The 24968-nt window shown below is 53.6% G+C and carries 24 protein-coding genes; 17 read left to right on the top strand and 7 right to left on the bottom strand.

Annotated elements, in window-relative coordinates; genetic code table 11:
* The first annotated feature begins 84 nt into the window (after positions 1-84).
* Positions 85-372, top strand: a complete 288-nt coding sequence (locus AC6RNO_RS14060) for an Fpa/YlaN family protein (protein WP_474684947.1) — start codon at positions 85-87, stop codon at positions 370-372.
* A gap of 26 nt (positions 373-398) precedes the next feature.
* Here the strand turns inward: AC6RNO_RS14060 and cax are convergent, their stop codons facing one another.
* Positions 399-1445 carry a calcium/proton exchanger gene (cax, locus tag AC6RNO_RS14065; RefSeq protein ID WP_474684948.1) on the bottom strand — a complete coding sequence of 349 codons (1047 nt, stop codon included), beginning with the start codon at positions 1443-1445 and terminating at the stop codon, positions 399-401.
* Between the two features lie 167 nt (positions 1446-1612).
* Between cax and AC6RNO_RS14070 the strand changes: the two genes are divergently transcribed.
* Entirely contained in the window at positions 1613-1996 is a 384-nt protein-coding gene (locus tag AC6RNO_RS14070; protein WP_474684949.1) for an Asp23/Gls24 family envelope stress response protein, read from the top strand.
* A gap of 32 nt (positions 1997-2028) precedes the next feature.
* Here AC6RNO_RS14070 and ftsW read toward each other — a convergent pair whose 3' ends face one another.
* Together ftsW and AC6RNO_RS14080 are read right to left on the bottom strand one after the other, a co-directional pair.
* A complete protein-coding gene (gene ftsW, locus AC6RNO_RS14075; protein WP_474684950.1) occupies positions 2029-3186 on the bottom strand; it encodes a putative lipid II flippase FtsW in 1158 nt (385 codons plus the stop codon).
* Between the two features lie 13 nt (positions 3187-3199).
* Positions 3200-3547, bottom strand: coding sequence for a YugN family protein (locus AC6RNO_RS14080; RefSeq protein WP_474684951.1), 348 nt, complete (start codon positions 3545-3547; stop codon positions 3200-3202).
* A 213-nt stretch (positions 3548-3760) separates the two neighbouring features.
* Between AC6RNO_RS14080 and AC6RNO_RS14085 the strand changes: the two genes are divergently transcribed.
* The 4 genes from AC6RNO_RS14085 (at position 3761) to AC6RNO_RS14100 (ending at position 7899) form a co-directional block, all read left to right on the top strand.
* The gene (locus tag AC6RNO_RS14085) at positions 3761-4930 is read left to right on the top strand and encodes a M20 family metallopeptidase (RefSeq protein WP_488437944.1); all 1170 of its coding nucleotides are present in this window, start codon (positions 3761-3763) and stop codon (positions 4928-4930) included.
* 92 nt (positions 4931-5022) lie between these two features.
* Complete coding sequence (locus tag AC6RNO_RS14090; RefSeq protein ID WP_474684953.1) at positions 5023-5460, top strand: CBS domain-containing protein; 438 nt, start codon at positions 5023-5025, stop codon at positions 5458-5460.
* A gap of 183 nt (positions 5461-5643) precedes the next feature.
* Complete coding sequence (locus tag AC6RNO_RS14095) at positions 5644-6792, top strand: Gfo/Idh/MocA family protein (RefSeq protein WP_497105788.1); 1149 nt, start codon at positions 5644-5646, stop codon at positions 6790-6792.
* 33 nt (positions 6793-6825) lie between these two features.
* Positions 6826-7899 (top strand): Gfo/Idh/MocA family protein, encoded by a 1074-nt coding sequence (locus AC6RNO_RS14100; RefSeq protein WP_497105789.1) that lies wholly within the window; start codon positions 6826-6828, stop codon positions 7897-7899.
* On the opposite strand, the gene AC6RNO_RS14105 is transcribed toward AC6RNO_RS14100, so the two are convergent.
* On the bottom strand, positions 7859-8770 hold the full coding sequence (locus AC6RNO_RS14105; protein ID WP_474684956.1) for a LysR family transcriptional regulator: 912 nt from the start codon (positions 8768-8770) through the stop codon (positions 7859-7861). The two genes, AC6RNO_RS14100 and AC6RNO_RS14105, sit on opposite strands and share 41 nt — an antisense overlap.
* A 117-nt stretch (positions 8771-8887) precedes the next feature.
* Between AC6RNO_RS14105 and AC6RNO_RS14110 the strand changes: the two genes are divergently transcribed.
* Positions 8888-9076 (top strand): hypothetical protein, encoded by a 189-nt coding sequence (locus AC6RNO_RS14110; RefSeq protein WP_497105790.1) that lies wholly within the window; start codon positions 8888-8890, stop codon positions 9074-9076.
* Positions 9077-9106: 30 nt separating this feature from the next.
* Here AC6RNO_RS14110 and AC6RNO_RS14115 read toward each other — a convergent pair whose 3' ends face one another.
* Together AC6RNO_RS14115 and AC6RNO_RS14120 are read right to left on the bottom strand one after the other, a co-directional pair.
* Complete coding sequence (locus AC6RNO_RS14115) at positions 9107-9631, bottom strand: thermonuclease family protein (RefSeq protein WP_497105791.1); 525 nt, start codon at positions 9629-9631, stop codon at positions 9107-9109.
* Positions 9632-9832: 201 nt separating this feature from the next.
* Positions 9833-11305 (bottom strand): glycosyltransferase, encoded by a 1473-nt coding sequence (locus AC6RNO_RS14120; RefSeq protein ID WP_497105792.1) that lies wholly within the window; start codon positions 11303-11305, stop codon positions 9833-9835.
* Between the two features lie 133 nt (positions 11306-11438).
* Between AC6RNO_RS14120 and rfbH the strand changes: the two genes are divergently transcribed.
* From rfbH to AC6RNO_RS14165, 9 genes are all read left to right on the top strand, one after another.
* Positions 11439-12764 (top strand): lipopolysaccharide biosynthesis protein RfbH, encoded by a 1326-nt coding sequence (rfbH, locus tag AC6RNO_RS14125; protein WP_497105793.1) that lies wholly within the window; start codon positions 11439-11441, stop codon positions 12762-12764.
* Positions 12761-13531 (top strand): glucose-1-phosphate cytidylyltransferase, encoded by a 771-nt coding sequence (gene rfbF / locus AC6RNO_RS14130; protein WP_497105806.1) that lies wholly within the window; start codon positions 12761-12763, stop codon positions 13529-13531. Before rfbH ends, rfbF begins: the two co-directional genes overlap by 4 nt.
* A 13-nt stretch (positions 13532-13544) precedes the next feature.
* Positions 13545-14663 carry a CDP-glucose 4,6-dehydratase gene (rfbG, locus tag AC6RNO_RS14135; RefSeq protein ID WP_497105794.1) on the top strand — a complete coding sequence of 373 codons (1119 nt, stop codon included), beginning with the start codon at positions 13545-13547 and terminating at the stop codon, positions 14661-14663.
* A gap of 3 nt (positions 14664-14666) precedes the next feature.
* The gene (locus AC6RNO_RS14140; RefSeq protein WP_497105795.1) at positions 14667-16430 is read left to right on the top strand and encodes a thiamine pyrophosphate-dependent enzyme; all 1764 of its coding nucleotides are present in this window, start codon (positions 14667-14669) and stop codon (positions 16428-16430) included.
* A 48-nt stretch (positions 16431-16478) separates the two neighbouring features.
* On the top strand, positions 16479-17585 hold the full coding sequence (locus AC6RNO_RS14145) for a glycosyltransferase family 2 protein (protein WP_474684963.1): 1107 nt from the start codon (positions 16479-16481) through the stop codon (positions 17583-17585).
* An 18-nt stretch (positions 17586-17603) separates the two neighbouring features.
* Positions 17604-18863, top strand: a complete 1260-nt coding sequence (locus AC6RNO_RS14150) for a glycosyltransferase (RefSeq protein ID WP_497105796.1) — start codon at positions 17604-17606, stop codon at positions 18861-18863.
* Between the two features lie 459 nt (positions 18864-19322).
* Entirely contained in the window at positions 19323-21077 is a 1755-nt protein-coding gene (locus AC6RNO_RS14155) for a DNA repair helicase XPB (protein ID WP_497105797.1), read from the top strand.
* On the top strand, positions 21055-23070 hold the full coding sequence (locus AC6RNO_RS14160; RefSeq protein WP_497105798.1) for a helicase-associated domain-containing protein: 2016 nt from the start codon (positions 21055-21057) through the stop codon (positions 23068-23070). Before AC6RNO_RS14155 ends, AC6RNO_RS14160 begins: the two co-directional genes overlap by 23 nt.
* A gap of 66 nt (positions 23071-23136) precedes the next feature.
* Positions 23137-23583: a YlbF/YmcA family competence regulator gene (locus AC6RNO_RS14165; RefSeq protein WP_474684967.1), complete on the top strand. Its 447-nt coding sequence runs from the start codon at positions 23137-23139 to the stop codon at positions 23581-23583.
* On the opposite strand, the gene AC6RNO_RS14170 is transcribed toward AC6RNO_RS14165, so the two are convergent.
* On the bottom strand, positions 23580-24584 hold the full coding sequence (locus tag AC6RNO_RS14170) for an asparaginase (protein ID WP_474684968.1): 1005 nt from the start codon (positions 24582-24584) through the stop codon (positions 23580-23582). The genes AC6RNO_RS14165 and AC6RNO_RS14170 overlap by 4 nt on opposite strands.
* A 49-nt stretch (positions 24585-24633) precedes the next feature.
* Between AC6RNO_RS14170 and AC6RNO_RS14175 the strand changes: the two genes are divergently transcribed.
* The gene (locus AC6RNO_RS14175) at positions 24634-24897 is read left to right on the top strand and encodes a YlbG family protein (RefSeq protein WP_474684969.1); all 264 of its coding nucleotides are present in this window, start codon (positions 24634-24636) and stop codon (positions 24895-24897) included.
* Positions 24898-24968 lie beyond the last annotated feature (71 nt).

Raw genomic sequence — 24968 nt, forward strand, 5'->3', positions numbered from 1 at the left:
GGTACCTTCTCTTGTATATTGAAGCGATATCGCTTATCATAATCATATAAGGACGGATGACTTTGCGTACGAGGGGGAAGTGAGATGTCTTCATCTGATCTACTGGTTAATTTGAATCAAAAAGCGCTCAGTCTTCTGCAAGAAGATGCCAATAAAATCGAAAAGCTGATCGAAGTACAGATGGAAAATTTGACGACACGTCAATGCCCGTTGTACGAAGAGGTGCTGGATACGCAGATGTACGGACTGTCCAGAGAAGTGGACTTTGCCATTCGGGCCGGACTTATTTCCGAAGCTGCGGGCAAAGATATTCTCAGCAAGCTCGAACGCAATCTTGCACAGCTATATGAAGCGCTAAATGCCAAAAAGTAACCCGATGAAGGGTTACTTTTTTTGTTCTAAACAAGGTAGAAGACGACGCCAAGGATGATGTAGACGACGAGCAGCAGCAGCCCTTCATACCAGTTGGTGGAGCCGTCCTGCGAAATCGACTTTGTAATAAAGACGGCTACTGCAATCGCCGCAAGCTCGTAATTGGAGAATACGATGTTCATAGGCGTGCCGCCAATAAAGAAGCTGACGAGCACGAGGACGGGAGCTACGAACAAAGCGATTTGCAGGGAGCTGCCGATCGCTATTTCAACAGCTGCGCCCATTTTGTTTTTCAACGCCATCATTACCGCAGCGCTGTGCTCCGCCGCATTGCCGATAATGGCAATAAGGAAGGCGCCGACAAACAGTTCGGATAATCCGAACTTATGGGTCACCTCTTCGAGCGTGCCGACCAGCCATTCGCTTGTAAACGCCACCATGGCGGTCGCCAAAATCAGAAAGACGATCGATGTGTTTTTCGACCAGGCGGGCTCGCCATGTTCGACGGCTTCATCGGACAGTATGTTCTTGTGCGTAACCATGGAGAACAGAAGCCACAACAGATAGGCGGCCACCAGCAAAATAGCGACGATCATGCTCATCGAAGACGTCTCTTTGGTAGTAAGGCTGCCGGCAAATACCGCCGGAATGAACAAGGCGATAACCCCAAGCAGCATCAGGGACGAGTTGTGCGACGCGAGCTTCACGTTGAATGACTGCTCTTTGAATTTAAGCCCCCCGGCAAAGACGCTCAGCCCGAGCACGAGCAGCAGATTGCCGATAATGGAGCCGGTCAAGCTGGCTTTTACGACATCGAACAGCCCGTCTTTGACCAAAAAGATGGCAATGATCAGTTCGGCTGCATTGCCGAATGTCGCGTTTAAAAATCCGCCCATCCTTTCGCCGGCGTAGTGCGCTACGCTCTCTGTCGCTTTACCCAAAAATCCGGCCACAAAAATAACCGCAATGGCGGAAATGACAAATTGCACGGTTTGGTTAACATGCAAAAAGTGGGCTGCCGCGCTTAAGGCGAAAGTTGCGATGAGACCGCCATAAAACAGTTTCCCTTTCAATACGAACCCTCCGACTGTGAAAAAATGACATATCTATATTTGAACTTATTTTACTATACCGATTTTTGAATGCAAAGTAAATTCAGTTTTACAGAGTTGTGCTGTTCTTGCTTTCGTCTTTTGAACTTATTACAATAGATTTATATCAAGCAAGGGGAGTGATCCGTATGTCCGAAGACAACCAAACTGGCTTAATTCGTATTTCCGATGACGTAGTATCGACAATTGCAGGACTTGCCGCTCTGGAAACACCAGGAATTGCAGGCATGTCAGGGGGCATTTCGGAAGGATTGGCAAAACGCTTGAGCGGTAAAAACGTGCAAAAGGGCGTTTCCGTCGAGGTCGGACAAGTAGAAGCCGCCATCGATCTCAGAGTGATTGTGAATTATGGCTCCCGCATTCAGGATGTATGCCGGGATCTTCAGGAAAATGTGAGAGAAGCGGTTGAGAATATGACGGGACTTTCTGTCGTGGAAGTGAATGTGAAAGTGGAAGGCGTTGCTTTCAAAGAAGAAGAGAAAGAAATCGATGATCCTCATCGCGTCAAATAAAAAAAGGAAGACCCCACCGAATCGAGTTTCGGTCAGGGTCTTTTTTTTGCCGGTGCATCGGGCTTGCGCGCTTGTTCTCGCGATATGCTGAGCAGGATGCCCATGCTGATGAGACAAACGATCAGGGAGGAGCCGCCGGCAGAAATGAAGGGCAGCGTCACCCCGGTCAGCGGAATCGTGCTTGTCACCCCGCCTATGTTGATAGCGGCCTGGAATGCGAACATGCCCATAATGCCGACTCCGGCCAGCATGCCGAACAAATCCGGACTGCGAACGGCAACGAGGATGCCTCTCCATATAAACAGCAGGAAGACGAGAATATACATGGCACTGCCGATGAAACCAAGCTCTTCTCCGATAATAGCGAAAATAAAGTCGTTGTGGGCTTCCGGCAAATAGTGCAGCTTCTGGATGCCTTGACCGAATCCTGCGCCTGCCAGCCCGCCGTGGCCAAAGGCGTATAAGGATTGAATCACCTGATACCCGGTATCGGAATGATCCGCCCAAGGATCGAGAAAAGATTTCAGACGGCTTATCCGATATCCTTCGCCGCCGGCAGCCGCCGATTTGTTCATGACGGAAAGGCCGATGACCATCGCGGCGATCGCAACGAGACCTGTCCCCAGCGCAAAAACATGCTTGAGATTAGACCCGCCTACGAAGATGACGATGGCCGAGCAAGCCAGAAGAATCATGCAGGAGCCCAGGTCGGGCTGGCGCATAATGAGAAAGCTCACGAATCCGACAATGAGCAGGGCGGGAAGCAGCCCTCTTTTGAAATCGCGAAATTTCTCTTCCTTATTGCTGATCAGGGTAGCCAAATAAAGAATGACGGTCAATTTGGCGAACTCCGTAGGCTGGATGCCGTAATTGCCGATATTGTACCAACTGCTGGCGCCGTTGGCATTGGGTGTGAAAATAACGAAAATCAGCGCTACGACAACGATGAAAAATGCAGGAATGACGAGCTTCTTGAATTTGGAATAGTGGATGTTCATGCACATCAGCATGGCTCCGCCGCCCAAGGCTGCGGCGAGCAGCTGTTTTTTCGTAATGGCCCACGGATCGCCCCATTTAAAAGCGCTTGTTGCGGAACTGGCGCTGAATACCATGGCAAGTCCGAAGCAGACGAGAGCCAGCGTTAAAAAAAGCAGCAGAAAGTCCGGCGTTCCTCTGCGCGGGGAATTCATACGGTCTCCCCGCTTAGTCGGCCAACAGCTGCTTCAACTGCTCTAATTTTTGCTTGATCACTTTATTCACAGCGTCCGGAATAGGTGAATTGTAATCCAGGCCGTGAGGGAACGTTTCCCGTCCTGCATAGGCATCTTCCAAATACAGCACCGCGTAAGGGGATTCAAGTTTGCCGGATTCCACCCGTGCGTTCACGCGCAGGAAATAAACGGCGTTTCCAGGTTTATCTTCAATTTTAAGATCATAGGTCGCGCGGGTATATTCCCACTGCCAACGAACAAATCCGAGTTTGGCCGTTACTTCATCGAGATGAGCCAGATCGCTCTTCAAGCCTTTTAGGCCGGTTGCTTCAATAATCACGGTTAACGCCTCCAAATTGTATGTATGCACTCTTTATTCATGATAGTATGTTTCCAAAAGTTCTGCAAGTGAACAGTGTGCAGGGCGGCCGGCTTGATCTGAACGAACTTGTCAGTTTGCAGATGAAACGCAGAGCTATATTTGATAGAATAAGGGACAAAGAGACGGATAAATTAACAAACAGATGCCTTAGGATGAGCGGAGGATTCCCATATGAAAGAAATGTTTGCCGGGTTACAGGAAGGTTATGAAGAAATGGTAGGGTGGAGACGGTATTTGCATCAAAACCCCGAGCTTTCGTTTCAAGAATATCGTACGGCCGAATTTGTAGCCCAGCATTTGAACAGCTGGGGAATCGAAGTGCGTACGCAGGTTGGCGGCAATGGCGTAGTCGGTCTGCTCCGCGGCGGACAACAGGGGCCGACCGTGGCACTGCGGGCCGATATGGACGCCCTGCCGATCCAGGATGAAAAAAGCTGCTCGTACGCTTCCAAGGTGGACGGTGTAATGCATGCCTGCGGCCATGATGCGCATACTTCGACACTGCTCGGGATCGCCAAGGCTGCGAGCCGCTATCGGGAGAAGCTTAAAGGCAATCTGGTGTTTCTTTTTCAGCATGCGGAAGAAACGACTCCGGGCGGGGCTGCCTCGATGATCGAAGACGGTGCGCTGGAAGGCGTCGATGCCGTATTCGGCGTCCACCTGTGGACCCCGTTTCCGGTCGGACAGGTGTACGCCAAAGCGGGCCCGATGATGGCTGCGCCGGACGAATTCGTCCTTCGCATTCAAGGCAAGGGCGGGCACGGCGGTTTGCCTCATCAGGCGGTTGACAGCATCCATGCAGGGGCGCAGCTGGTCGTCAATCTGCAATCGATCGTCAGCAGGCAGGTAGACCCGGTCGAACCGTGCGTCGTCACGATAGGCTCTTTTCAAGGCGGCAGCAGCTTCAATATCATCGCCGAGACGAGCACTCTCAAGGGCACGGTGCGGACGTTTAACGCCGAGCTGCGGGCCGATGTGAAAAGCCGTTTCGAGCGTACGGTAGCCGCCACTTGCGATATGTACCAAGCTTCGTATGAGCTTGAATATAAAATGGGCTACCCGCCCGTCATTAACGACAGCCGTGAGGCGGAGCGGTTTTTCAAAGTCGCAACCGGCTTGTACGGCGAGTCGGCGGTTCACGAATCCCCCCTTATTATGGCCGGGGAGGACTTCTCCTATTATTTGCAGCACAGGCCGGGCTGTTACATGTTTGTCGGCGCCGGGAATGCGGAGTCCGGAATCGTATATCCGCACCATCATCCGAAATTCGACATCGATGAACGGTCGATGCTATTTTCCGCGAAGCTTTTGCTGTCGATGGCTTTGGATTATATGGAATGAATCGTTTTTCCTCTTTCGACAAACGATATTATGGAAGCAGGCTCGCCCGAGCGGCGGATTTGCGTCCACATTACGAAGGAGGAATAACGGTTATGGCAAAAACAATCAAAGAACTGATGGCGAAAGATTGCGTCACCGTTACTTTGCAGGATAACGTATTTGAGATCGCAACGAAAATGAAACAGCACGATATAGGCTTCATCCCTGTTGTCGAAGGGAAGAAGCTGATCGGCGTTGTGACAGACCGGGATCTCGTTATCCGCGGCTATGCCGAGAAAAGATCGGGTTCGGCGGCAGTCGAGGAAGTGATGTCCAACGGTATCGCAACGATCGATGCGAACACGACAGTCGATGAAGCCGCCAAGCTGATGGCGAAAGAACAGGTGCGCCGCCTGCCCGTCGTAGAGAACGGTGAGCTTGTGGGAGTCGTGGCGATCGGCGACCTCGCCGTCCGCGATATTTTCGAGAATGAGGCTGGCGAGGCGCTGAGCCACATTTCTTCGAACCGCCAGCCGGTCGGGGCCAAGTAAAAGTAATCCGGCACAATCAGTCCGCATTCCTTCGGGAGTGCGGATTGTTTTTTGCCCTCTTTCGCAAGGTCTGTCAAAGAATGCAATAAGGTGGTCAATCGGCGACAAGATGCCCCGCTGTAAATATGCTACATTGATAACGTATTCATTAGGTGACCATTATGATGAGAAGGTGAAAGAAGAATGGAACAAGTACGTATCGGCATCATCGGTCTTGGCAACATGGGAACCGGACATGCCAAGTATTTGGCAAATAAGGAAGTAAAGGGCGCTGAGCTTACGGCCATATGCGAGACAAGACCTGATCGCCTGGAGTGGGCCAAGGAAAATCTCGGCGCCGGTGTTCGGCTGTTCGACAACCTGGACGAATTTTTGTCTTCGGGCGCTATGGATGGGGTGTTGATCGCCACTCCTCACTTCGATCACCCGGATGTGGCTATCCGCGCTTTTCAAAAAGGGCTTCACGTGCTCTGCGAAAAACCGGCAGGCGTGTACACGAAACAAGTTCGCGCGATGAATGAAGCGGCTGCGTCTTCCGGTAAAATATTCAGCATGATGTACAACCAAAGAACGAATCCGCTGTATACGAAGCTGAAGGATCTCGTTTCCTCCGGCGAGCTCGGCGAGATTCGCAGAACGAACTGGATTATTACGAATTGGTACCGCTCCCAAAGCTATTACGATTCGGGCGGCTGGCGCGCGACCTGGGCCGGAGAAGGCGGCGGGGTATTGATCAACCAGGACCCGCATCAGCTCGATTTGTGGCAGTGGACCATCGATATGATGCCGAAGCGGGTGCGCGCTTTTTGCTACTTCGGCAAGCACCGCGACATTGAAGTCGAAGACGACGTTACCGCATTTGTGGAATACGAAAACGGGGCCACTGGCCTGTTCGTCACGACGACGGGCGAAGCTCCTGGAACGAACCGCTTCGAGCTTTCGGGGGACCGCGGCAAAATCGTGATCGAAGAGGGCAAGCTCACTTTCTGGCGGCTCCGCGTATCCGAGCGGGAGTTCAATGCGACGTACCGCGGCGGCTTCGGGCAGCCGGAATGCTGGAAGTGCGACATTCCGATCGAAGGCAAGGAAAGCGGACACAAAGGGATTACCCAGAATTGGGTAAACGCGATTTTGCACGGCGAACCTCTTGTCGCTCCGGGAGAGGAAGGCATCAAAGGGCTGATGCTGTCCAACGCGATGCTGCTCTCCACCTGGACCGACGGCTGGGTCGACCTGCCGATCGACGAAGATTTGTTCTACCACCATTTGCAGGATAAAATCAAGCAATCCAAAGCAAAACAAACAGGCGAACAGCGTACGTTTGACGTATAAATTAGCCGGAGAGCCGGGGAGGAGCAAAAACAGATGCAAAAAAGCGATGGAATGAATTATGCGCCAAAAGGAAAGCCAAGCCCGGTCGTAGGTCAAGGCGAGTTCGTGTTTGCGGCAATCGGTCTCGATCACGGGCATATTTACGGGATGTGCAACGGACTGCAGGAAGCGGGTGCGGAGCTGAAATGGGTTTACGATCCCGATCCGTTGAAAGTTCAAGCTTTCTGCAAAACGTATCCGCATGTGCGGGCCGCCGCTTCCGAGCAGGAGATTTTGCAGGATGCGGAAGTCAGGCTCGTAGCCGGGGCGGCCGTGCCTTCGGAACGGTGCGCGCTCGGACTGAGAGTTATGGATCATGGAAAAGATTATTTCACGGATAAATCTCCGTTCACGACCCTTGAGCAGCTTGCGGCCGCAAAAGCGAAAACAGCGGCAACAGGTCTCAAGTATGCCGTATATTACAGCGAGCGGCTGCATGTGGAAAGCGCGGTATTTGCCGGACAGCTGATCAAGGAAGGCGCCATCGGCCGGGTTGTCCAAGTGCTCGGTCTGGGGCCGCACAGGCTCAATGCCCCTTCCAGGCCGGATTGGTTTTTCAAAAGAGAGAAATACGGCGGCATTCTTTGCGATATCGGCAGCCATCAGGTCGAACAGTTTTTATCGTTCACAGGCTGCAAGGATGCCAAGGTGCTGAGCAGCAAAGTAGGGAATTATAACAACAAGGATTATCCTGAGTTGGAAGACTTCGGCGATGCGACGCTTGTCGGGGATAACGGAGCGACCCATTATTTTCGCGTGGACTGGCTGACGCCGCAAGGGCTCGGCACATGGGGGGACGGACGGACCGTTATTTTAGGCACGGAAGGTTATATAGAGCTTCGCAAATATATCGATATAGCCCGCGATCCGAAGGGCGACCAATTGTATTTGGTCAACGGGCAGGGCGAGAAGCATTACAGCTTGCAGGGCCAGGTCGGCTATCCTTATTTCGGACAGCTGATCCTGGACTGCATTCATCGCACTGAACATGCGATGACGCAGGAGCACGCCTTCAAAGCGGCAGAGCTTAGCATGCTGGCCCAGCAGCAGGCTCTCCGGGTAGAGTAGTGCTGCACATGGATTGTATAAAAGCCCTCATCGGTTTGGAGAGCTGTTTTTTCACATGATAGCATAGCTGTACGTTCAGCTTGAAATTCGGGTAGTGGAGCGGTAATACCGCCAGCTGCCCGTTTTGCATTTCGGTCAATACCGTAGTCTTCGGCACGATGGAAATTCCGAGCCCGTGTATGACGCATTTTTTCACGGTTTCGTAGTTGTTGATTTCGTAGGCCAGCGTATAGCTGACTTGATGCGTACGAAGCATCGTTTCAAGCAGCAACCGGCACCGGCCCTGCTGGTAGGACATAAGAATCTCGCTGCCGTTCAGGTCTTGGGGGAGGATCGAGGTGCGCCCGGCCAAAGGATGGTCGCTGCTCGCGATCAGGACGAATTCCTCCTCCTTGACGAATTCAAAGCGCAGGTCGGGATCGCAGCGCTCCTGGTCCACGACGAATCCCAGGTCGCATTCGCCGGCTTTTAACGAGCGGTAGATGTCGTTCTCCGCAACTTCGCTGATGACGATGTTGATTTGCGGATACAGCTTTTTGAAAGCGCCCAAGTAAGGAGGGAATATGTAGGACGACATGGTCGTTTCATGCGTGCCGATCACGAAGCTTCCCGAAGTTTGGCCCGCAACCGAAACTTTGGATTCCTCATACAGCTTGATCAGCATGGCCGCGTAGCGCAGCAGTTCCTCGCCGGCCGGAGTCGGCTTCATCTTTTTTCCGATCCGCTCAAACATTTCGATGCCGTAATCGGCTTCGAGTCTTTGAATTTGCGAGGTGACGCTGGATTGGGCGTATCCCAGCATATCGGCGGCTTTCGTAAAGTTTTGCCATTTGGCTACTTCAAGCGCGGTTTTGTAAACCGTTAAATCCATCCTTCAACCCCTCCTATCGATCAAAAATTTCGATGGAAACTATCAATTATTATAGATAACTATGGAAGTTATGACTATGGTAAAATCAATCGCAATCAACGGATAGGGGGATTAGCGATGTGGAATCCATACGAAATAGAGAAAAATTACGAGCGGCATATGAAAGAATTAGAGAAGCGCGCACGCTATGCCTATTGGTATGAAAAACCGCCGGGCCGGCGGGCATGGATAGGGATCGCGGCGGGAACGGCGGTGCTGGCCGTCGTACTGGCCGTCCTCGGGGCAGGCTATTTTTTCACGGCTTAACGGAACAGAAGGAGGGGAAGAAGCGGGAGTTTACTTCTCATCCTGCCACAGCCCCTTCTTATTTTGTCTCGCCGTTCGCTCCAAACCGACGAATTTTTTGGAGAAGAGCACGTTCGGCGGCACCGTCATCACATTCGCATAGCCCTCTTTGACTAAAGTCTCGTTGAACATTTCTTTCTCGCCCTTAATAAATACGTACCTGAGCAGTCTTCCGTATTTATCGGTATCGCCGGCATCGGTAAAGAGATAGACGGTTTTGCCGGACAATTTTTGCTTCGTAAAATCGCTTGCCTCTTTGCCGTATTTTTCCACCGGACTGTTCGGTTTCACTGTTTCCGGGGTATTGACTCCGATCAGCCGCACTTTTTCGCCGGATTTGGTTTCAAACGTATCCCCGTCAACGACACGCTTCACTTCTGTGGCCGCATAGGCATGATCTTTAAGTTCGGGATACTGCCCGATAATGAACTGGATTTCGCTTGAGCCGGGCTTGGCAGCTTGTTGCGAGCATCCAGTTAGCAGGAAAACGAGCAGCATAATGACGATTTTTTTCATAAAGCTTAGTAAAGCCACCTCCAAAAAATGACGAATAATTCGAAGTTAGCACGGGACAGCGATTTTATCAAGGAGGAAATAAGCGGCGTACGATTTCACAAGGCCGCATTCCGTTATGAAAAAACGCCAAGCATCCTTGATAATTCAAGGAAGTTTAGCGTTTTTTTGCATAGTGTCCCTTTCGTCGTCGGCAAGCTTGCATCACAAGCTTTTGATCATTCGTATTTGGTTCAACATATTTTCAAAATAGCTTTCATTCCGGTAATGCTCCGTGAAGTAGTGCTCGAACCCTTCGATCGCGTCGTGCGCACCGCTGGCCGCAAACCGCTGGTACCAGGGCAAAATAAAAGCATGCAGCACGCGTAGTTTATCCATGCGAATATCGTCCTCGGTCAGACCGCGTCCGACAAAACTTTGCAAAATGCGCTGGTAGCTGTCGATGAACACACGGCCAAAGTTGTAGCCTGCAGGCTCATTGCCTGCGTAGGAGAACATGCTGCGGTGAAGGACGCAAAATCGGGGGTTGTGCTCCAGCATGGCGTACTGCCAGTAAATCTGGTTAAACGAGGACTCGATAAACAGCGTGCGGTCCGCAATTTTTTCCCAATCCTCCCGGCGCAAAATCGTAGCGGAAATGAAGGAGGAGTAAATGGATGAAGCGGCGAGATACGCGGAAAGCCCGCTGCCGGCTTCGACCTGGTCGGTCGGCCGCAGCAAATCGATATGAATGACGGAGCAGTCCTTGTAAGTGTGAAGCACATGGAGCAGCGGAATGATCGTCTTCGGCTGGTAAAAGTCGTCGTCGCCCTGGATTTTCAGAAATTTTCCCGTTCCTTGTTCCAGCACATGGAGAATGTTGCGGTCCGACCCGATGTTATCCGCATTTCGCCCGTAGAAAAAATTGTCGTACCGGGAGCGGAATCGCGCCGCCACTTCCGGCGTAGCGTCATCGGAGGCGTTATCGGAGACGCGGACCTCGATCAGATCGGTATTTCCGATCTGTGAATAGATCGATTCCAGACACTTTTCCAAATCCCCGGCACGGTTGTAGGTAGGTATGCAGATCGAGAGAAGGGGCAGTTTCCGGCGTTTGTCGAGAAGCTCTTGCGCCTTTTTTTTCGTCTTTGCGCGGACCCACTCTCCGGAGCCGGGGTCGTAAACTTTGAGAATTTGCGCCGGCGCACCGCCGACTACGCAATAATCGGGCACATCGAACGTGACGACACTGCCCGCCGCAACGACGCTGCCTTTGCCGATTCTCACATTCCCGACAATGACGGCATTGGCCCCGAGCCAGGCGCCTTCCCCGATGACAACCGTATTCTCGGTCGACGTGATGCCCTGGGAATGAATCGGAATGCCGACCTCCCTGTATTGATGATCCGTATCGGAAATGTAGACGTTCGGCCCGACCAATACGTTGTCTTCCAGCTCAATGCGGTGAACGGCGGATACGATAAGTCCGAGATTGCATTGGCAGCCGTCGCCGATAACGATTTTCGGCGAAGGGAGGGTGCCCGGGGCAATAATGTTGAACCAGTAATGAGACCGGATGAACACTTGATTGCCGATGGAAATATCCTCCGGGTATACGAATTGGCCGCCTTCTTGAACATAGGTGTTCGAGCCGTAGCGGTAAAAGCGTGAGGCTAATGCTTCACTGATAAACGCCATTTTTTCCTCCTCGCGAAAAAAGCCGGAGCTATTTCTCACCCAATCACATATACATACAGTAAAATATGTATTCCTCTGCATTTCTTTCATTCCTTTTTATTGAAAATATGGCCGGTAGGAGGATTTGTGATTCATGAATGCTTCCGAGCAAGACTTGCGGGATCAAATCCTGCAGCTTTCTGCCGCCTATTTCGCGCAAAAATGGCCGCAGCGAGCCTTCAGACCCGGAGTGGACTACATCCCCGTCAGCGGAAAAGTGTTCGATCATCAGGAATTGTCGTATTTAATCGACTCCTCGTTGGATTTTTGGCTGACTACCGGCCGCTATGCCGGACGGTTCGAGCACGAATTTGCCGCATATATGAACCGGCGGTACTCGATTCTGACCAATTCCGGCTCCAGCGCCAACTTACTGGCCGTTTCCGCGCTCACTTCCCCCCAGCTCGGCGAAAGACAGCTTCATCCCGGCGATGAGGTCATTACGGTCGCAGCCGGTTTCCCGACGACGGTGAACCCGGTTATCCAGCATGGCCTTGTTCCGGTTTTTTTGGATGTCGACATTCCCACCTACAATGTGGACACGAGTCTGCTGGAGGCCGCCGTCAGCGAGAAGACAAGGGCGATCATGATCGCTCATACGCTCGGCAATCCGTTTCGGATCGACGAGGTGAAACGGATTGCCGACAAGTACCGCCTGTGGCTGATCGAGGATACTTGCGATGCGGTAGGCTCGCTTTATGAGGGGCGGGAAGCCGGATCGTTCGGGGATATGGCGACAGTCAGCTTCTTTCCCGCGCATCATATCACGATGGGGGAAGGGGGAGCCGTGCTGACGTCGCAGCCCAAGCTGAAAAAAATTATCGAGTCCTTCCGCGACTGGGGGCGAGACTGCTGGTGCGAGCCAGGTACGGATAACACTTGCGGCAAAAGATTCGGCTGGCAGCTTGGAGATCTGCCGCAAGGCTACGACCATAAATACACTTACAGCCATATCGGCTACAACCTGAAAGTGACCGATATGCAGGCCGCCATCGGCGCTGCGCAGCTGCAAAAGCTGCCCGAATTTGTCGCAAAGCGCAAGCAAAACTTCGCTTTTTTGCAGGAGGCGCTTAAGCCGCTGGACAGCGCGCTCATTTTGCCCGAAGCGACGCCGGGAAGCGAGCCGAGCTGGTTCGGTTTTCCGATTACCGTAAGGGAGGACGCTCCGCTTTCGCGCAATCAGCTCGTGCAGGCGCTGGAACAACACCGGATCGGCACGAGGCTGCTGTTTGCCGGTAATTTGCTGCGCCAGCCGGCGTACCGCCACATTGCGCACAGAGTCGTCGGCGAGCTTGCGAATACGGACATCATTATGAAGCGAACTTTTTGGATCGGCGTCTATCCGGGGTTGACTCAGGAAATGCTCCAATACGTTGCGGATGTGTTCCACAAGCTGCTCGGGAGGAGGGATTCCTTATAAAAATCGTGATTTTGGCGGGAGGCTACGGCACAAGAATCAGCGAGGAAACGCATCTGAAACCGAAGCCGATGATCGAAATTGGGGATAAGCCGATTCTGTGGCACATCATGAACATTTTTTCGGCTTACGGTTTCCATGAATTTATCGTCTGCCTGGGTTATAAAGGGCACGTCATCAAGGAATATTTTGCCCATTATTATTTGCACGGCACGGACGTTACTTTCGATTTCGGGAACAACAACGACATTATCGTCCACAGCGAGTATCTCGCTCCCTGGAAGGTCACGCTGGTAGAGACGGGATTGAATACGATGACCGGGGGAAGAATCCGGCGGATCCGGAAATATGTCGGCGAGGAGCCGTTCATGTTGACCTATGGGGATGGACTGTCCGATATCGATATCGGCTCGCTCGTACAGTTCCATCAGGCACACGGCAAATGGGCGACCGTGACGGCCGTCCAGCCGACAGGCCGCTTCGGGGTGCTTCGGCTTGCGGCCGACCAAGTGGTAGCGGGCTTTGACGAAAAGCCGAAAGGGGACGGCGGATGGGTGAACGGAGGCTTTTTCGTGCTCCAGCCGGAAGTTTTCGACTTGATCGAAGGGGATTCCGCCGTGTGGGAGCAGGAGCCGCTCCGCCGGCTTGCCCGGGAGAACCAGCTTATGGCTTACAAGCATTCGGGGTTTTGGCATCCGATGGATACGCTCCGGGACCGCCATTATTTGGAGCAATTGTGGCAGTCGGGAAAAGCATACTGGAAGAAATGAAAAAGGTGAAATCATGCGGCAGGAAGCGTTTTGGCAAGGGAAAAACGTGCTCGTTACAGGCCACACCGGATTCAAGGGAAGCTGGCTATGCCTGTGGCTCAGCGCATGGGGAGCGAACGTAACCGGATATGCCCTGCAGCCGGGCGGAGCGCCGGATTTGTTCGCCTTGAGCGGTCTGGACAAAAGGATGCGCTCGGTCATCGCCGACATTCGCGACCGTGATGCGTTGGAACGAACGGTCAGGGAGGCGCAGCCTCAGGTCGTTATTCATATGGCGGCCCAGCCGCTTGTCCGGCGCTCTTACCGGCAGCCGGCGGAAACGTATGAGACGAATGTCCTCGGAACCGTCTATTTGCTGGAAGCGGTCAGAGCCGCAGTGGAAAACGGCACGGACATCAAAGCGGTGGTCAACGTAACGACGGACAAATGTTACGAGAACAAAGAATGGCACTGGGGATACAGGGAAACCGACCCGCTAGGGGGCTTTGACCCGTATTCCAACAGCAAAGCCTGCTCGGAGCTTGTGACTTCCGCCTTCCGCAGCAGCTATTTTCATCCTGACCGCTATTTATCGCACGGGGTCAGTCTGTCTAGCGCGAGAGCGGGCAACGTCATCGGCGGCGGCGACGGTTCTGAGGACAGGCTGATCCCCGATTGCATGCGCACCTTGCTCTCGGACAGCCGGCTGCAATTGCGGAGCCCGCTTGCCACACGCCCGTGGCAGCACGTGCTCGAACCGCTGCAAGGGTATTTGCTGCTTGCGCAGCGCATGGTGCAGCAGGGGCCGACATATGCGGGAGCATGGAATTTCGGACCGGCGGAGGACAGCGTAAAAACGGTGGAATGGGTCGTAGCGAAGCTTGGAGCGCTTTGGGGAACTGGGTCGTTCTATGAATGGGATCAGGGCGAGCATCCCCATGAGGCGGCGAATTTGCAGCTTGACAGCTCCAAAGCGCGGCATGAGTTGGGCTGGCGGCCCATATGGAGCGTGGAGCAGGCGCTGGAAAAAACGGTCGAATGGTTTCGCGTTTACCGGGAACAAGGAGACATAGCGGACATATGTCTGAAGCAAATTCGCGATTATACGAACGGGGAAACCGGGAACTGTATTCCGTTTCCGAAAGGGGAGTGAGCCGTGAAGCTGTCCGATTATGTCATTGAACATATTAGCAAGCAAGGAGTCGCCCATATATTTGAAATGATCGGCGGAGCGATCGCCCATCTTTTGGATTCGACGTACGGCAGAAAAGATATCGGCTGTGTGTCGATGCACCACGAGCAGGCCGCCGCTTTTGCGGCGGAAGGCTACGCCCGGATGAATGGCAAGCTCGGCGTCGCCATGGCGACGAGCGGGCCGGGCGCGCTGAATATGCTGACCGGGATCGGCAGCTGCTATTTCGATTCCGTCCCGGCTCTGTTTGTGACAGGTCAAGTCAATACGTACGAGTACAAGTTCGATAAGCCTTTGCGGCAGGTCGGTTTTCAGGAAACCGACATCGTCAGCATTGTGAAGCCGATCGTGAAATATGCGGAAATGGTCGTTGACCCTGAGCGCATCCGCTATCACCTGGAGAAAGCTGTATTTTTGGCGGGCCACGGCCGTCCGGGGCCCGTACTGCTGGACCTGCCGATGAATATCCAGCGCGCGGAAATCGAGCCGGACCGGCAGGAAAGTTTTTTCGACAGCGAAGAGTACCGGCAGTACAACGCGTCCGTTCAGCCCTGCGGGAGCGAAGCGATCGCGGAGGCGGTCCGTCTGCTGGAGCGGGCGAGCCGCCCGGTCATTCTCGCCGGAGGCGGCATCAGAGCGTCTCTCGCTGTGCCGCAATTCCGTGAGTTCGTCGACAGAACCGGAATTCCCGTCGTTCATTCGTTAATGGGGCTTGACGCGCTCCCCGGGACCCACCCGTCAAGCTGCGGGCTGATCGGCTCCTACGGGAACCGGTTCAGCAATCTCGCCTTAGCCAACTGCGATTGTCTGCTCATTCTCGGGTCCAGGCTGGATACACGGCAGACCGGAACGCGGCCCGATACATTTGCGCGCGCTGCCGTCAAAATTCATGTCGATATCGAAGCGCCTGAATTGAATGCGAAAGTGCCTGCGGATTTGGCCATTCACGCCGACGTGAGCTGCTTCCTTGCGGGGATGAACAAAACGCTGGAAGGGCAGCCGAATCGCGACTATGCCCCGTGGTACCGCGTGATCGCCGGCTACAGAGTGAAGTATCCGAGCGGAGATCCGCCGGCGCAAGCAGGAGCGGTTGCACCGAACCGCTTTATGGAGCTGCTGGCTTCCTGCAGCGGCGAAGGCGACATCGTCGTTCTGGATGTCGGACAGCATCAAATGTGGGCCAGCCAGTCGTTCCGGCTGCGGGAAGGCCAGCGGCTGCTGAACGCCGGCGGCATGGGCGCGATGGGCTTTGCACTGCCTGCAGCGATCGGCGCGGCCAAAGCTTCTCCGGGCAGCCGGGTTGTCGTGATCGCAGGGGATGGCGGCACTCAAGTCAACATCCAGGAACTGGATACGGTCGCCAGACATAAGCTGCCGGTCAAAATGTTTGTCATGAACAACAACAATTTGGGCATGGTTCGGCAGTTCCAGGATATGTACTTCGACGGCCGACGCCAGTCTACCGTTGACAGCTACAGTTGTCCTGATCTGGTGAAAATTGCGGACGCCTACGGAATTCCGGCTTTGACGATCCGGACGATGGAAGATGCGCAGTCCGTCATCACAGCCGCGTTGGAAGCCGAAGGCCCGGTTTTCGTAGAGGTAAAGCTGGAGATAGCCACGACCGTCAATCCCAAGCTTGCCGTCCACAGGCCTATCGAAGATATGTCGCCTCTGCTCGACAGGAAAGAGTTGGAGGCGGCCATGCTCATCGACACCGTCGATTGAGCGCATTTCAGACAAGTTGCGTTTCGCAAAACTTTCGGGAGGTTATCGATGATTACGATCAGCTTGTGCATGATTGTGCGGAACGAAGAAAACAGTCTGCACCAATGTCTGTCTTCGGTGGAGGGGATTGCCGACGAAATTGTCATTGTCGATACGGGATCGACGGATCGGACCAAGGAAGTGGCCGAGCAATTCGGCGCCAACATTTACGACTTCGAATGGATTGACGATTTTGCCGCAGCGCGCAATTATTCATTCAGCAAAGCGACGAAAGCGTATATTTTATGGCTCGATGCCGACGATACGATCGAAGAGAAGGACCGCGAGCTTTTCAAAGAGCTGAAAAAGACGCTCCCGGCGGATTACCACAGCGTAACGATGCCCTACAATCTTTCTTTCGACAAAGAAGGAGTCGTAACGTCAAGCTTGCGCCGCAACAGGCTGGTCAGGCGGGATTGCCAATTCCAGTGGATCGGCCCGGTTCACGAATATTTGGCGGTCGGAGGCCAGATATTCACCTGCGACATCTGCATCACACATAAAAAAGATAAACAATATACGGACCGCAATTTGCGCATATACCGCAGGAGGGCGGAGCAAGGCGAGCAGTTCTCGCCCCGCGACCTGTATTATTTTGCCAACGAGCTGCGCGACCATGCTTTTCATCAAGAGGCTGTCGACTATTATGATAAGTTTTTGGCTACGGGCCAAGGCTGGATCGAAGACAACATATGGGCCTGTCTGAAAATGGCGGAATGCTGCGGCAAGCTCGGAGACAAGGAAAAAGAATTTCAAAGCCTTTGCAAAACGCTGCAGTACGATAAGCCGAGAGCCGAGATGTGCTGCCGTCTGGGCGCATGGCTGGTTGAGAAAGGGCAATATCAAACGGCGATCCATTGGTTCGAGCAGGCCGTTCAACTCCCGGTTCCCAAAGAGTCCATGAGCATGACGAACGCAGCTTCCACGACATGGCTGCCGCATCTTCAGCTTTGCTTGTGCTACGACAGGCTCGGGCAGCATCAAAAGGCCAATTACCATAACGAACTGGCGATCCAATATTACCCGTCCCATCCGAGCATGATCTATAACCGGAACTATTTTAAAAACTTGCTGGGCGAGAAATACGTGGAAATCAACCGTACCAAAAAGAAATAAGGAAAGACGGGTGACACTGTGAAAACGAGCATCGTGATCTTGACGCATAATCAACTTGCCATGACGGTTTGTTGTCTGGAGAGCATACGGAAGCATACGCCGCAGGATTATGAAATTATTGTCGTCGATAACGGATCGACGGACGGCACGACCGGGTATTTAAAAACCCAGCCGGATATCATTCTTCACGAAAACAGCGAAAATCTCGGCTTTGCCAAAGGCTGCAATCAGGGAGTGGAACTATCGTCAGGGGATCAAATTCTGTTCTTGAACAACGATACGATCGTAACGGAGCACTGGCTCGAGAATATGCTCCAGGCTTTGTACAGCAGTGATCGAGTAGGCATGACAGGTCCTGTAACCAACAATTCGAGCGGTCATCAAAAGATTGCCGTATCCTATACCAATTTAACGGAATTGGATTCATTTTCGGAGCGGTATTGCCGTGAAAATAAGGGCAGGCGGATGGAAGTACGGCGCTTGATCGGCTTTTGTCTGCTTGCGAAGCGCAGCATGCTGGATGAGATCGGTGGATTTGACGAACGATTCGGCCTGGGAAATTACGAAGATGACGATCTTTGCCTGAGAGCTATACGGCAAGGCTATTCGCTGCTGGTTGCGCAGGATTCGTATATCCATCATTTCGGACATGCGACTATGAACATTTTGAAAGACGTAAATTTGGGTACGCTGCTTGCGGAAAACAGGCAAAAGGCATCTGACAAATGGGGGGTCAACATTCATCATTTAATTTATAAGCAGCCGATGACGGTCAGCCTTTGCATGATTGTGAAAAATGCGGGGCACCTGATCCAATCTTCCCTGGCTTCGGTGGCGGACATCGTCGATGAAATTATCATTGTCGATTGCGGTTCGACCGATCAAACGATCGGCCTTGCAGACCCGTATACGTCGGACATTTACGAATTTTTCGGGGACGACGACGATGCTGCCGCCTATCGGTTCGCTTTCGATATGGCGACTCAGGATTTCGTGCTTTGGCTGGAGGCCGGCGACACGCTGGCCGCCGAAGAACAGAGAAAGTTTACCGGATTGAAACTGTCTATTGACGATGAAGTTGAAACCATTACGCTGATCCGCCACATAAACTTTAAAGAAACCGCCGAAATTCAGGATCATGAAGAACAAACGCGTTACCGATTCATGACCCGGAAAAAAAGCGGATTCCAGCGTTTAAAGGAATTGGCCGACAATCCGGACAGTGGGAGATATCGGATAGACAGCGGCATTCAGGTGAGAAGCGTGGAGCAGCAATGAGAGCAAGCGGCACATTTGCCCAGCATTGCGGAGAAAACCTGCAAAAGTGCAGTTTTTTTGCTCGTTGAAACGCTGGCAACGAAATATTCCTGCAAATGTGCAGGCTTTTCGCCGCAAACATAGGCTCAGACTCGTTTTAGTCGAAAATTCCTGCACAATCGCAGGCTTTTCGCCAAAACGGACCCCATTCCCGGAAAAAGCCTGCACTTTCGCAGGCTTTCTTCGCGTGAGGCCAGTCAGGCCGGATCTGGCGGACGGGTCTCTCAAAAGCCAGCAGACCTGATTATTTTCATTCTGTGGGGTGACATTCACGACGTCATGGGGATTTTCGCAGGTTTTTCGCACTGCCCGGCCTAGCCGTTTAATAAATGGCTGCGCCAAAAATTATGCCCGGCCTGTTTAAATCATAATGTTTACTTTCATACTATAAAAAAGCAGTTTTGAAGGAGGTGCGCTATTTTGAAATTCGACCCGGCCCGGCCTCTCATTGTGCAAAATGATTTCACCGTTCTGCTCGAAACGCATCACGACGATTTCGAGGCCGCGCGCAGCATGCTGTCCCGGTTTGCAGACCTGGTAAAAAGCCCGGACCATCTGCACACGTACCGGATCACCCCGTTGTCGCTCTGGAATGCCGCAGCGGCCGGCGTGAAAGTGGAGGAAATGACGGCATTTTTGCAGCTTCATGCGAAGTTTGGCTTGCCGACCGCCGTACTAAGCGGCATTCGCAAATACACCCAACGATACGGATTGCTGCGGATGGAAAATGTCGGGAACGAGCTGTACCTGGTCAGCGAGGATACGGTTGTGCTCAAAGAAATTACGGCCTGCGAATCCGTGAAAAATTATATTGTCGACTCGCGCGGCGACAGAGCGATTGCCATAACCCCGGAAAGCAGAGGCGTGCTGAAGCAGGAGCTGATCAAGCTGGGGTATCCGATCGAAGATTTGGCGGCTTACCGGGACGGCGAGCATGTGCCTATCCGTTTTCGCGATTATGTCGAATCCGCGGCGGCGGAGCCATTTCAACTTCGCGACTATCAAAAAAGCGCTGTAGACGCATTCGGGGGCACCGGACCGGCAGGCCGAAACCGAAGCGGGAGCGGCAACGGAGGCAGCGGAGTGCTCGTGCTCCCATGCGGAGCGGGAAAAACCGTCATCGGCATCGCCGCCATGACCAGATTCAATTGCGCGACGCTTATTCTGACAACGAACGTAACTTCGGTACGGCAGTGGAAGAGCGAAATATTAACGAAAACGACGCTGACCGAAGAGCAGGTGGGCGAATATAACGGAGCCCGCAAGGAAGTTCGCCCCGTCACCATCGCCACCTATCAAATTTTGACGCACAGGGCTTCCAAGCAAGACGCTTTTTCCCATATGCATCTTTTAAACGACAGGGATTGGGGGCTGATCATCTACGACGAAGTGCATTTGCTTCCGGCCCCCGTATTCCGGGCTACGGCCGATATTCAGGCGACGCGCCGGCTGGGGCTTACCGCCACGCTCATTCGGGAGGACGGCAGGGAGGAAGACGTATTTTCGCTCGTAGGTCCGAAGCGGTTTGAAATGGCCTGGAAGGAACTGGAGTCCCGAGGCTGGATCGCTGCGGTCGAATGCAAGGAGGTCCGTGTGCCGCTGCAAACCGCCGATCGCGAGCGGTACGGAGCATCCGGCGCCAGGAGCCAGTTTCGGATTGCCGGGGAAAATCAAGCCAAGCTTGCGGTCATTGCCCGCCTGCTCAAGCTTCACGCGAATGAACCGACGCTTATCATCGGCCAATATTTGGCGCAGCTCGAGCAAATATCCGCTTTGACGGGAGCCCCGGTCATCAACGGAGAAATGCCTTATGAGCGGCGGGAACAGCTGTACCGGCAGTTCAAGGAGCGCAGCATTCCCGTATTAATCGTCTCCAAAGTGGCGAATTTCGCCGTCGATCTGCCGGACGCCGCGGTGGCGATCCAGGTGTCGGGAAGTTTCGGTTCGAGGCAGGAAGAAGCCCAGAGACTCGGGCGTATTTTGCGGCCGAAAAGCGGAGCTGCCAATAAAGCGGTGTTTTATTCCGTGATCAGCGGGGATACGAAGGAGCAGGATTTTGCGCTGAAAAGGCAGCTTTTCCTTGTCGAGCAGGGGTATCAATACAGTTCGATCGATTGGGAACGGATACAGGACGATCAGAAAGGCGGATACGATGAAATACGAGCATATACATAGCAAACTGCCCCCTGCTTTCAAACAGTCGATGGAGCGGCAGTCATGGGTGCAGGACTTTGTCCGCGAAGGCGTGCCGGTGCACGTCCTGTTGACGGAGGCGAAATTTCTGGAACGGCTGCTTCAGTCGATGACCAGAGCCGAGACGAATACGCTCAGGCTCATTCTGGGGGCATTCGGATGCGAGCCTTTTACAGGACAAGCGTTGGAAAAAGAAGCCGGCAAGCGGATGTCCGGAGCGGAAATCCATGCGGGTCTTGCCGGTTTGCGCAAGCACGGCGTCATTGCCGCCTTTCGCAAAGCTTGGGGAGAAAAGCTTTTTGTACTGCCGGAGGACGGCTTTGCAGCCTGGCAAACGCTGCTTTTTCCCGACATCCGGATTCGCACGCTGCCGGAAGAGCGGGAGGCCGAACTGGAGGCGCTTGCACCTGCCGCAGCTTGCCCAAGAGGGCTGGCTCAGCAGTTTTTCCATTTTATGGCGAACTGTTCGAGACAAGACGGGCTTCCGCTCACATCGAAAGGGACACTGCATAAAAAACAGCTGCAAAAGCTGATCGGACACCCGGATCTGGGCGGCGCGATTTTGCGGGGGACCGGGCTTGCGTATGCGTACAAAGATGTGTACGACCCGTTCACGGCCGTGATGCTGGAACTCGCCATCCGGCTTGACGTGCTCGGTACGGCGCCTGCCGGATTGGCAATCCGGCACAAAGCTCTGACGGATTGGCTTGCGCTTCCGTACGAGACTCAGGAGTCGATCCTTTATGCGCATTGGCGCGAGCTGTACGTTCCTGCCCCGGCATGGCTTCAGCACGGGATCGCTCTCATGGACAAAGCGGACAACTTTCATTGGCGTTCGCTGGATGACATCGCGGCCGAAATCGGTCGATGTTCGGGACCGCAGCATTTCGCGAATAAGGAACAAATTCGCTCGGCGCTGCTTGAGCAATGGGTCGAGCCGCTGCGCTTGTTCGGCTGGCTGGAGCTGGCCGCGGATGCGATAGGCATGCTCTGGTTCCGCCCGTTGATTCATCTGCATGCATCGACAGGAACTAGCAACGCTAAGGGAAACGGCAGCGGCGAGCGGAAAGCCCAATTTTACGTACAGCCGGATTTCGAGCTGCTGCTTCCTCCCGACGTGCCGCTTTTGACCGAGTGGGAAGTCGCGGCTTTCGCCGACCTGCAAAGCTCGGACACGGTTCGTGTCTACAAAGTGACCAAAGAAAGCTTTCTCCGGGCTTCCGGAAAAGGCGGGAGCGCAGAGCGGATCATCGGCTTTTTACGGCAGCACGCCTATTTTGAAGTGCCGGAACATGTAGCGGTTACTTTGACGCAGTGGGAACAGCAGGTCGGCAAGCTGTATTTTGAGGAGGCGCTGCTGCTGCGGTGCCAGTCTGCGGAAATTGCCGAATCCATCGGCAGCAATGAAAAATGCAAGCCGTATTTGCTGGAGCAAATCGGGGCGCGCGATTTTATCGTGGGGCGCGAGCACCTGCCGTTGATTCGCAAAACTATCGAACAGATCGGCTACAATCCGAAAAAAATGCAGCCTGCACCCGCGCAGCGCGCGGCATTCGAGGATATGGAGCCCGACGCGGCAGGGCCGACTGCGGAGGCGCCGAAGCCGGAGGGCATTTTTTATTCGCGGGATAGTATCCGGCTGTACGAAATCGATTCGTCATTGCCGGATTGGGAGGAGCTTTATCCGGACTTGCAGGACGTTCCTGCGAGATGGCTGAAGGAGTTCGGCACGTACCACGGGTCGACCCGCAAAGAAATGATCCGCAAAGCGATCGGGTGGAAAAGCTTCGTCAAGCTGCGCCAGGAAGGGCGCGACAGGATCATCGTGCCGCAAGCTCTCCATGAGGACCGTTCGGGCTGGACGCTTGTCGGCGTTGAGGAGCAGCGCGAAATTCAGCTCTCCGGCGACGGCTGGGAGCAAATGAAAATTATTTTGCCGGGCATTAATGATGAAGAAAAGGAAGAAAGTCTATAAGAACTGTGATATGATGAAGAGGCAAGCTGCTATCAGACAAAGAGAGAGGAAGGCTGGGATGAAACGATGAGTATGACGGAGACCGAAACGCTTGATATGTCCGCGATTCTTATGCAGGCATACGACATGGGCGATATGATTAATTCCTCTGCCGAAGTGGCAGATTATTTATATTGGAAGTCCGCTATGGAGAACAGCTCCGAAGTCAAGCAGTTGAAAGCCGTGTTCGCGAGAAAAAAAGACGCTTTCGAGGAATGCGAGCGGTTCGGACACTATCACCCCAGTTACCACGAAGCGCTGGAGGCGGTTGGCGAAGTCCAAAAGCAGCTCGACGCGGTGGAGGCCGTACGCCGATTCAAGGAGGCTGAGGACCGGTTGGACGACTTGTTGTATAAGGTGTCCACGACGATCGCTCATGCCGTATCCGAATCGATCAAAGTGCCGAGCAACAATCCTCTGCCCGTAGGCAAAGGCTGCGGCTCAGGCGGAAGCTGCAGCGGCAACTGCGGTTAAACCCGGAAATCCGGGCGTATTTGCCCGACTTCGGTTCCTTGCCAGTTGTGAATCGCCGGTGAATGGAAGGCGGCCAGGGCGTTCGTCTCGGATTCGCTGATCAGGCCGAGCTGTTTCAAAGCTTCGACGACGGCCGGGTACAGCGCCCGTTGGTTGCCGTCTTCGACTTTGAGTACGAAGCCCAAGCCCTGATCGGGAATCGAGAGCGCAAACATGCCCTCCGCCCCCATTTTGCCGACAATTCGCCCGTTCGTAGCTTCAATAAGCTGTGTATCGAAACGATCTTGCCCGGCGAGGTTGGCGGGGTATTTTCGGACTGCGTCGACGATCCGACGGCAAGCGCTTGCACGCGCCGGGTCCAGCCCGTCAGGCTGTCCTAACCGGGCAAAAGCGAGCGCCAAGCGGTCGATCTCCATGCCGAATACGGGCACGCCGCAGCCGTCTATGCCCAAATACATACGTTCTTTGGCTACGCCGGACATCGCGCAGACGGCTTCGAGCATGAGCTGCTGAACCGGATGGTCGATGCTCATATACGACTCCGTCGGCGCCTGCAGATGCATCGTAAGCGTGAGCATCCCGGAATGCTTGCCCGAGCAATTGTTGTGCAAAGTGGTCGGGGCCGTGCCCCGCTCGCGCATCCGCTGCGCAGTCGGCGCGTGGTAAGGCTCATGCGCGCCGCATTGCAGGTGCGCATGCGTCAAACCGAGCTTGCCCAGAATCGACTGGGCGACGCCGACATGTTCCGCTTCCCCGTTGTGGGAAGCGCAGCATAAGGCGATTTCGGCCTCGGTCAGGCCGAAACGGTCCGCCGCGCCGGATTCGATGACCGGCAGCGCTTGAATCAGCTTCGCCGTGGAACGGGCGAAGGTGAGCAGGTGCGGGTCGCCTGCTTCATGCAGCAGCGTCCCCTGTGTATTCACCGCCGCGAAATGTACGCGGTGGATGCTTTCCGTAATCGTTCCGCGGCCGACGCGGACGATTGAATGGCTCATTTTCATAGCTGGTTTCACTCCATAACAGGTTTTTTCGAAAAGAGGGACAAGAAAGATGATCATTGAGCGAAGCGGATTAATTGTCTGGGTGAGCGACACGAAAGCGGCCAGAAATTTGGAACGGTTCGGTTCTCTCCATTACATATCCAAAAAGATGAGCTACGCGGTACTCTATATTCATACAAGCAAGCTGGACGAAACGATAAAAAGTCTCCAAAAGCTGCCGTACGTCAAAAAGGTAGAGCGCTCTTACCGCAACGAAATTAAAACGGAATACAATAGTAATATGCCGGACAAAACTAGATTTTACACCCTTTGAGGCGACAGTGCAAAAGAAGCTTCGAAAGAAGCTTTTTCTTTTTGTGTGAATTTTCCGAATAGAGGTATTTT

It is taken from the genome of Paenibacillus sp. sgz302190 (genome assembly GCF_059820445.1).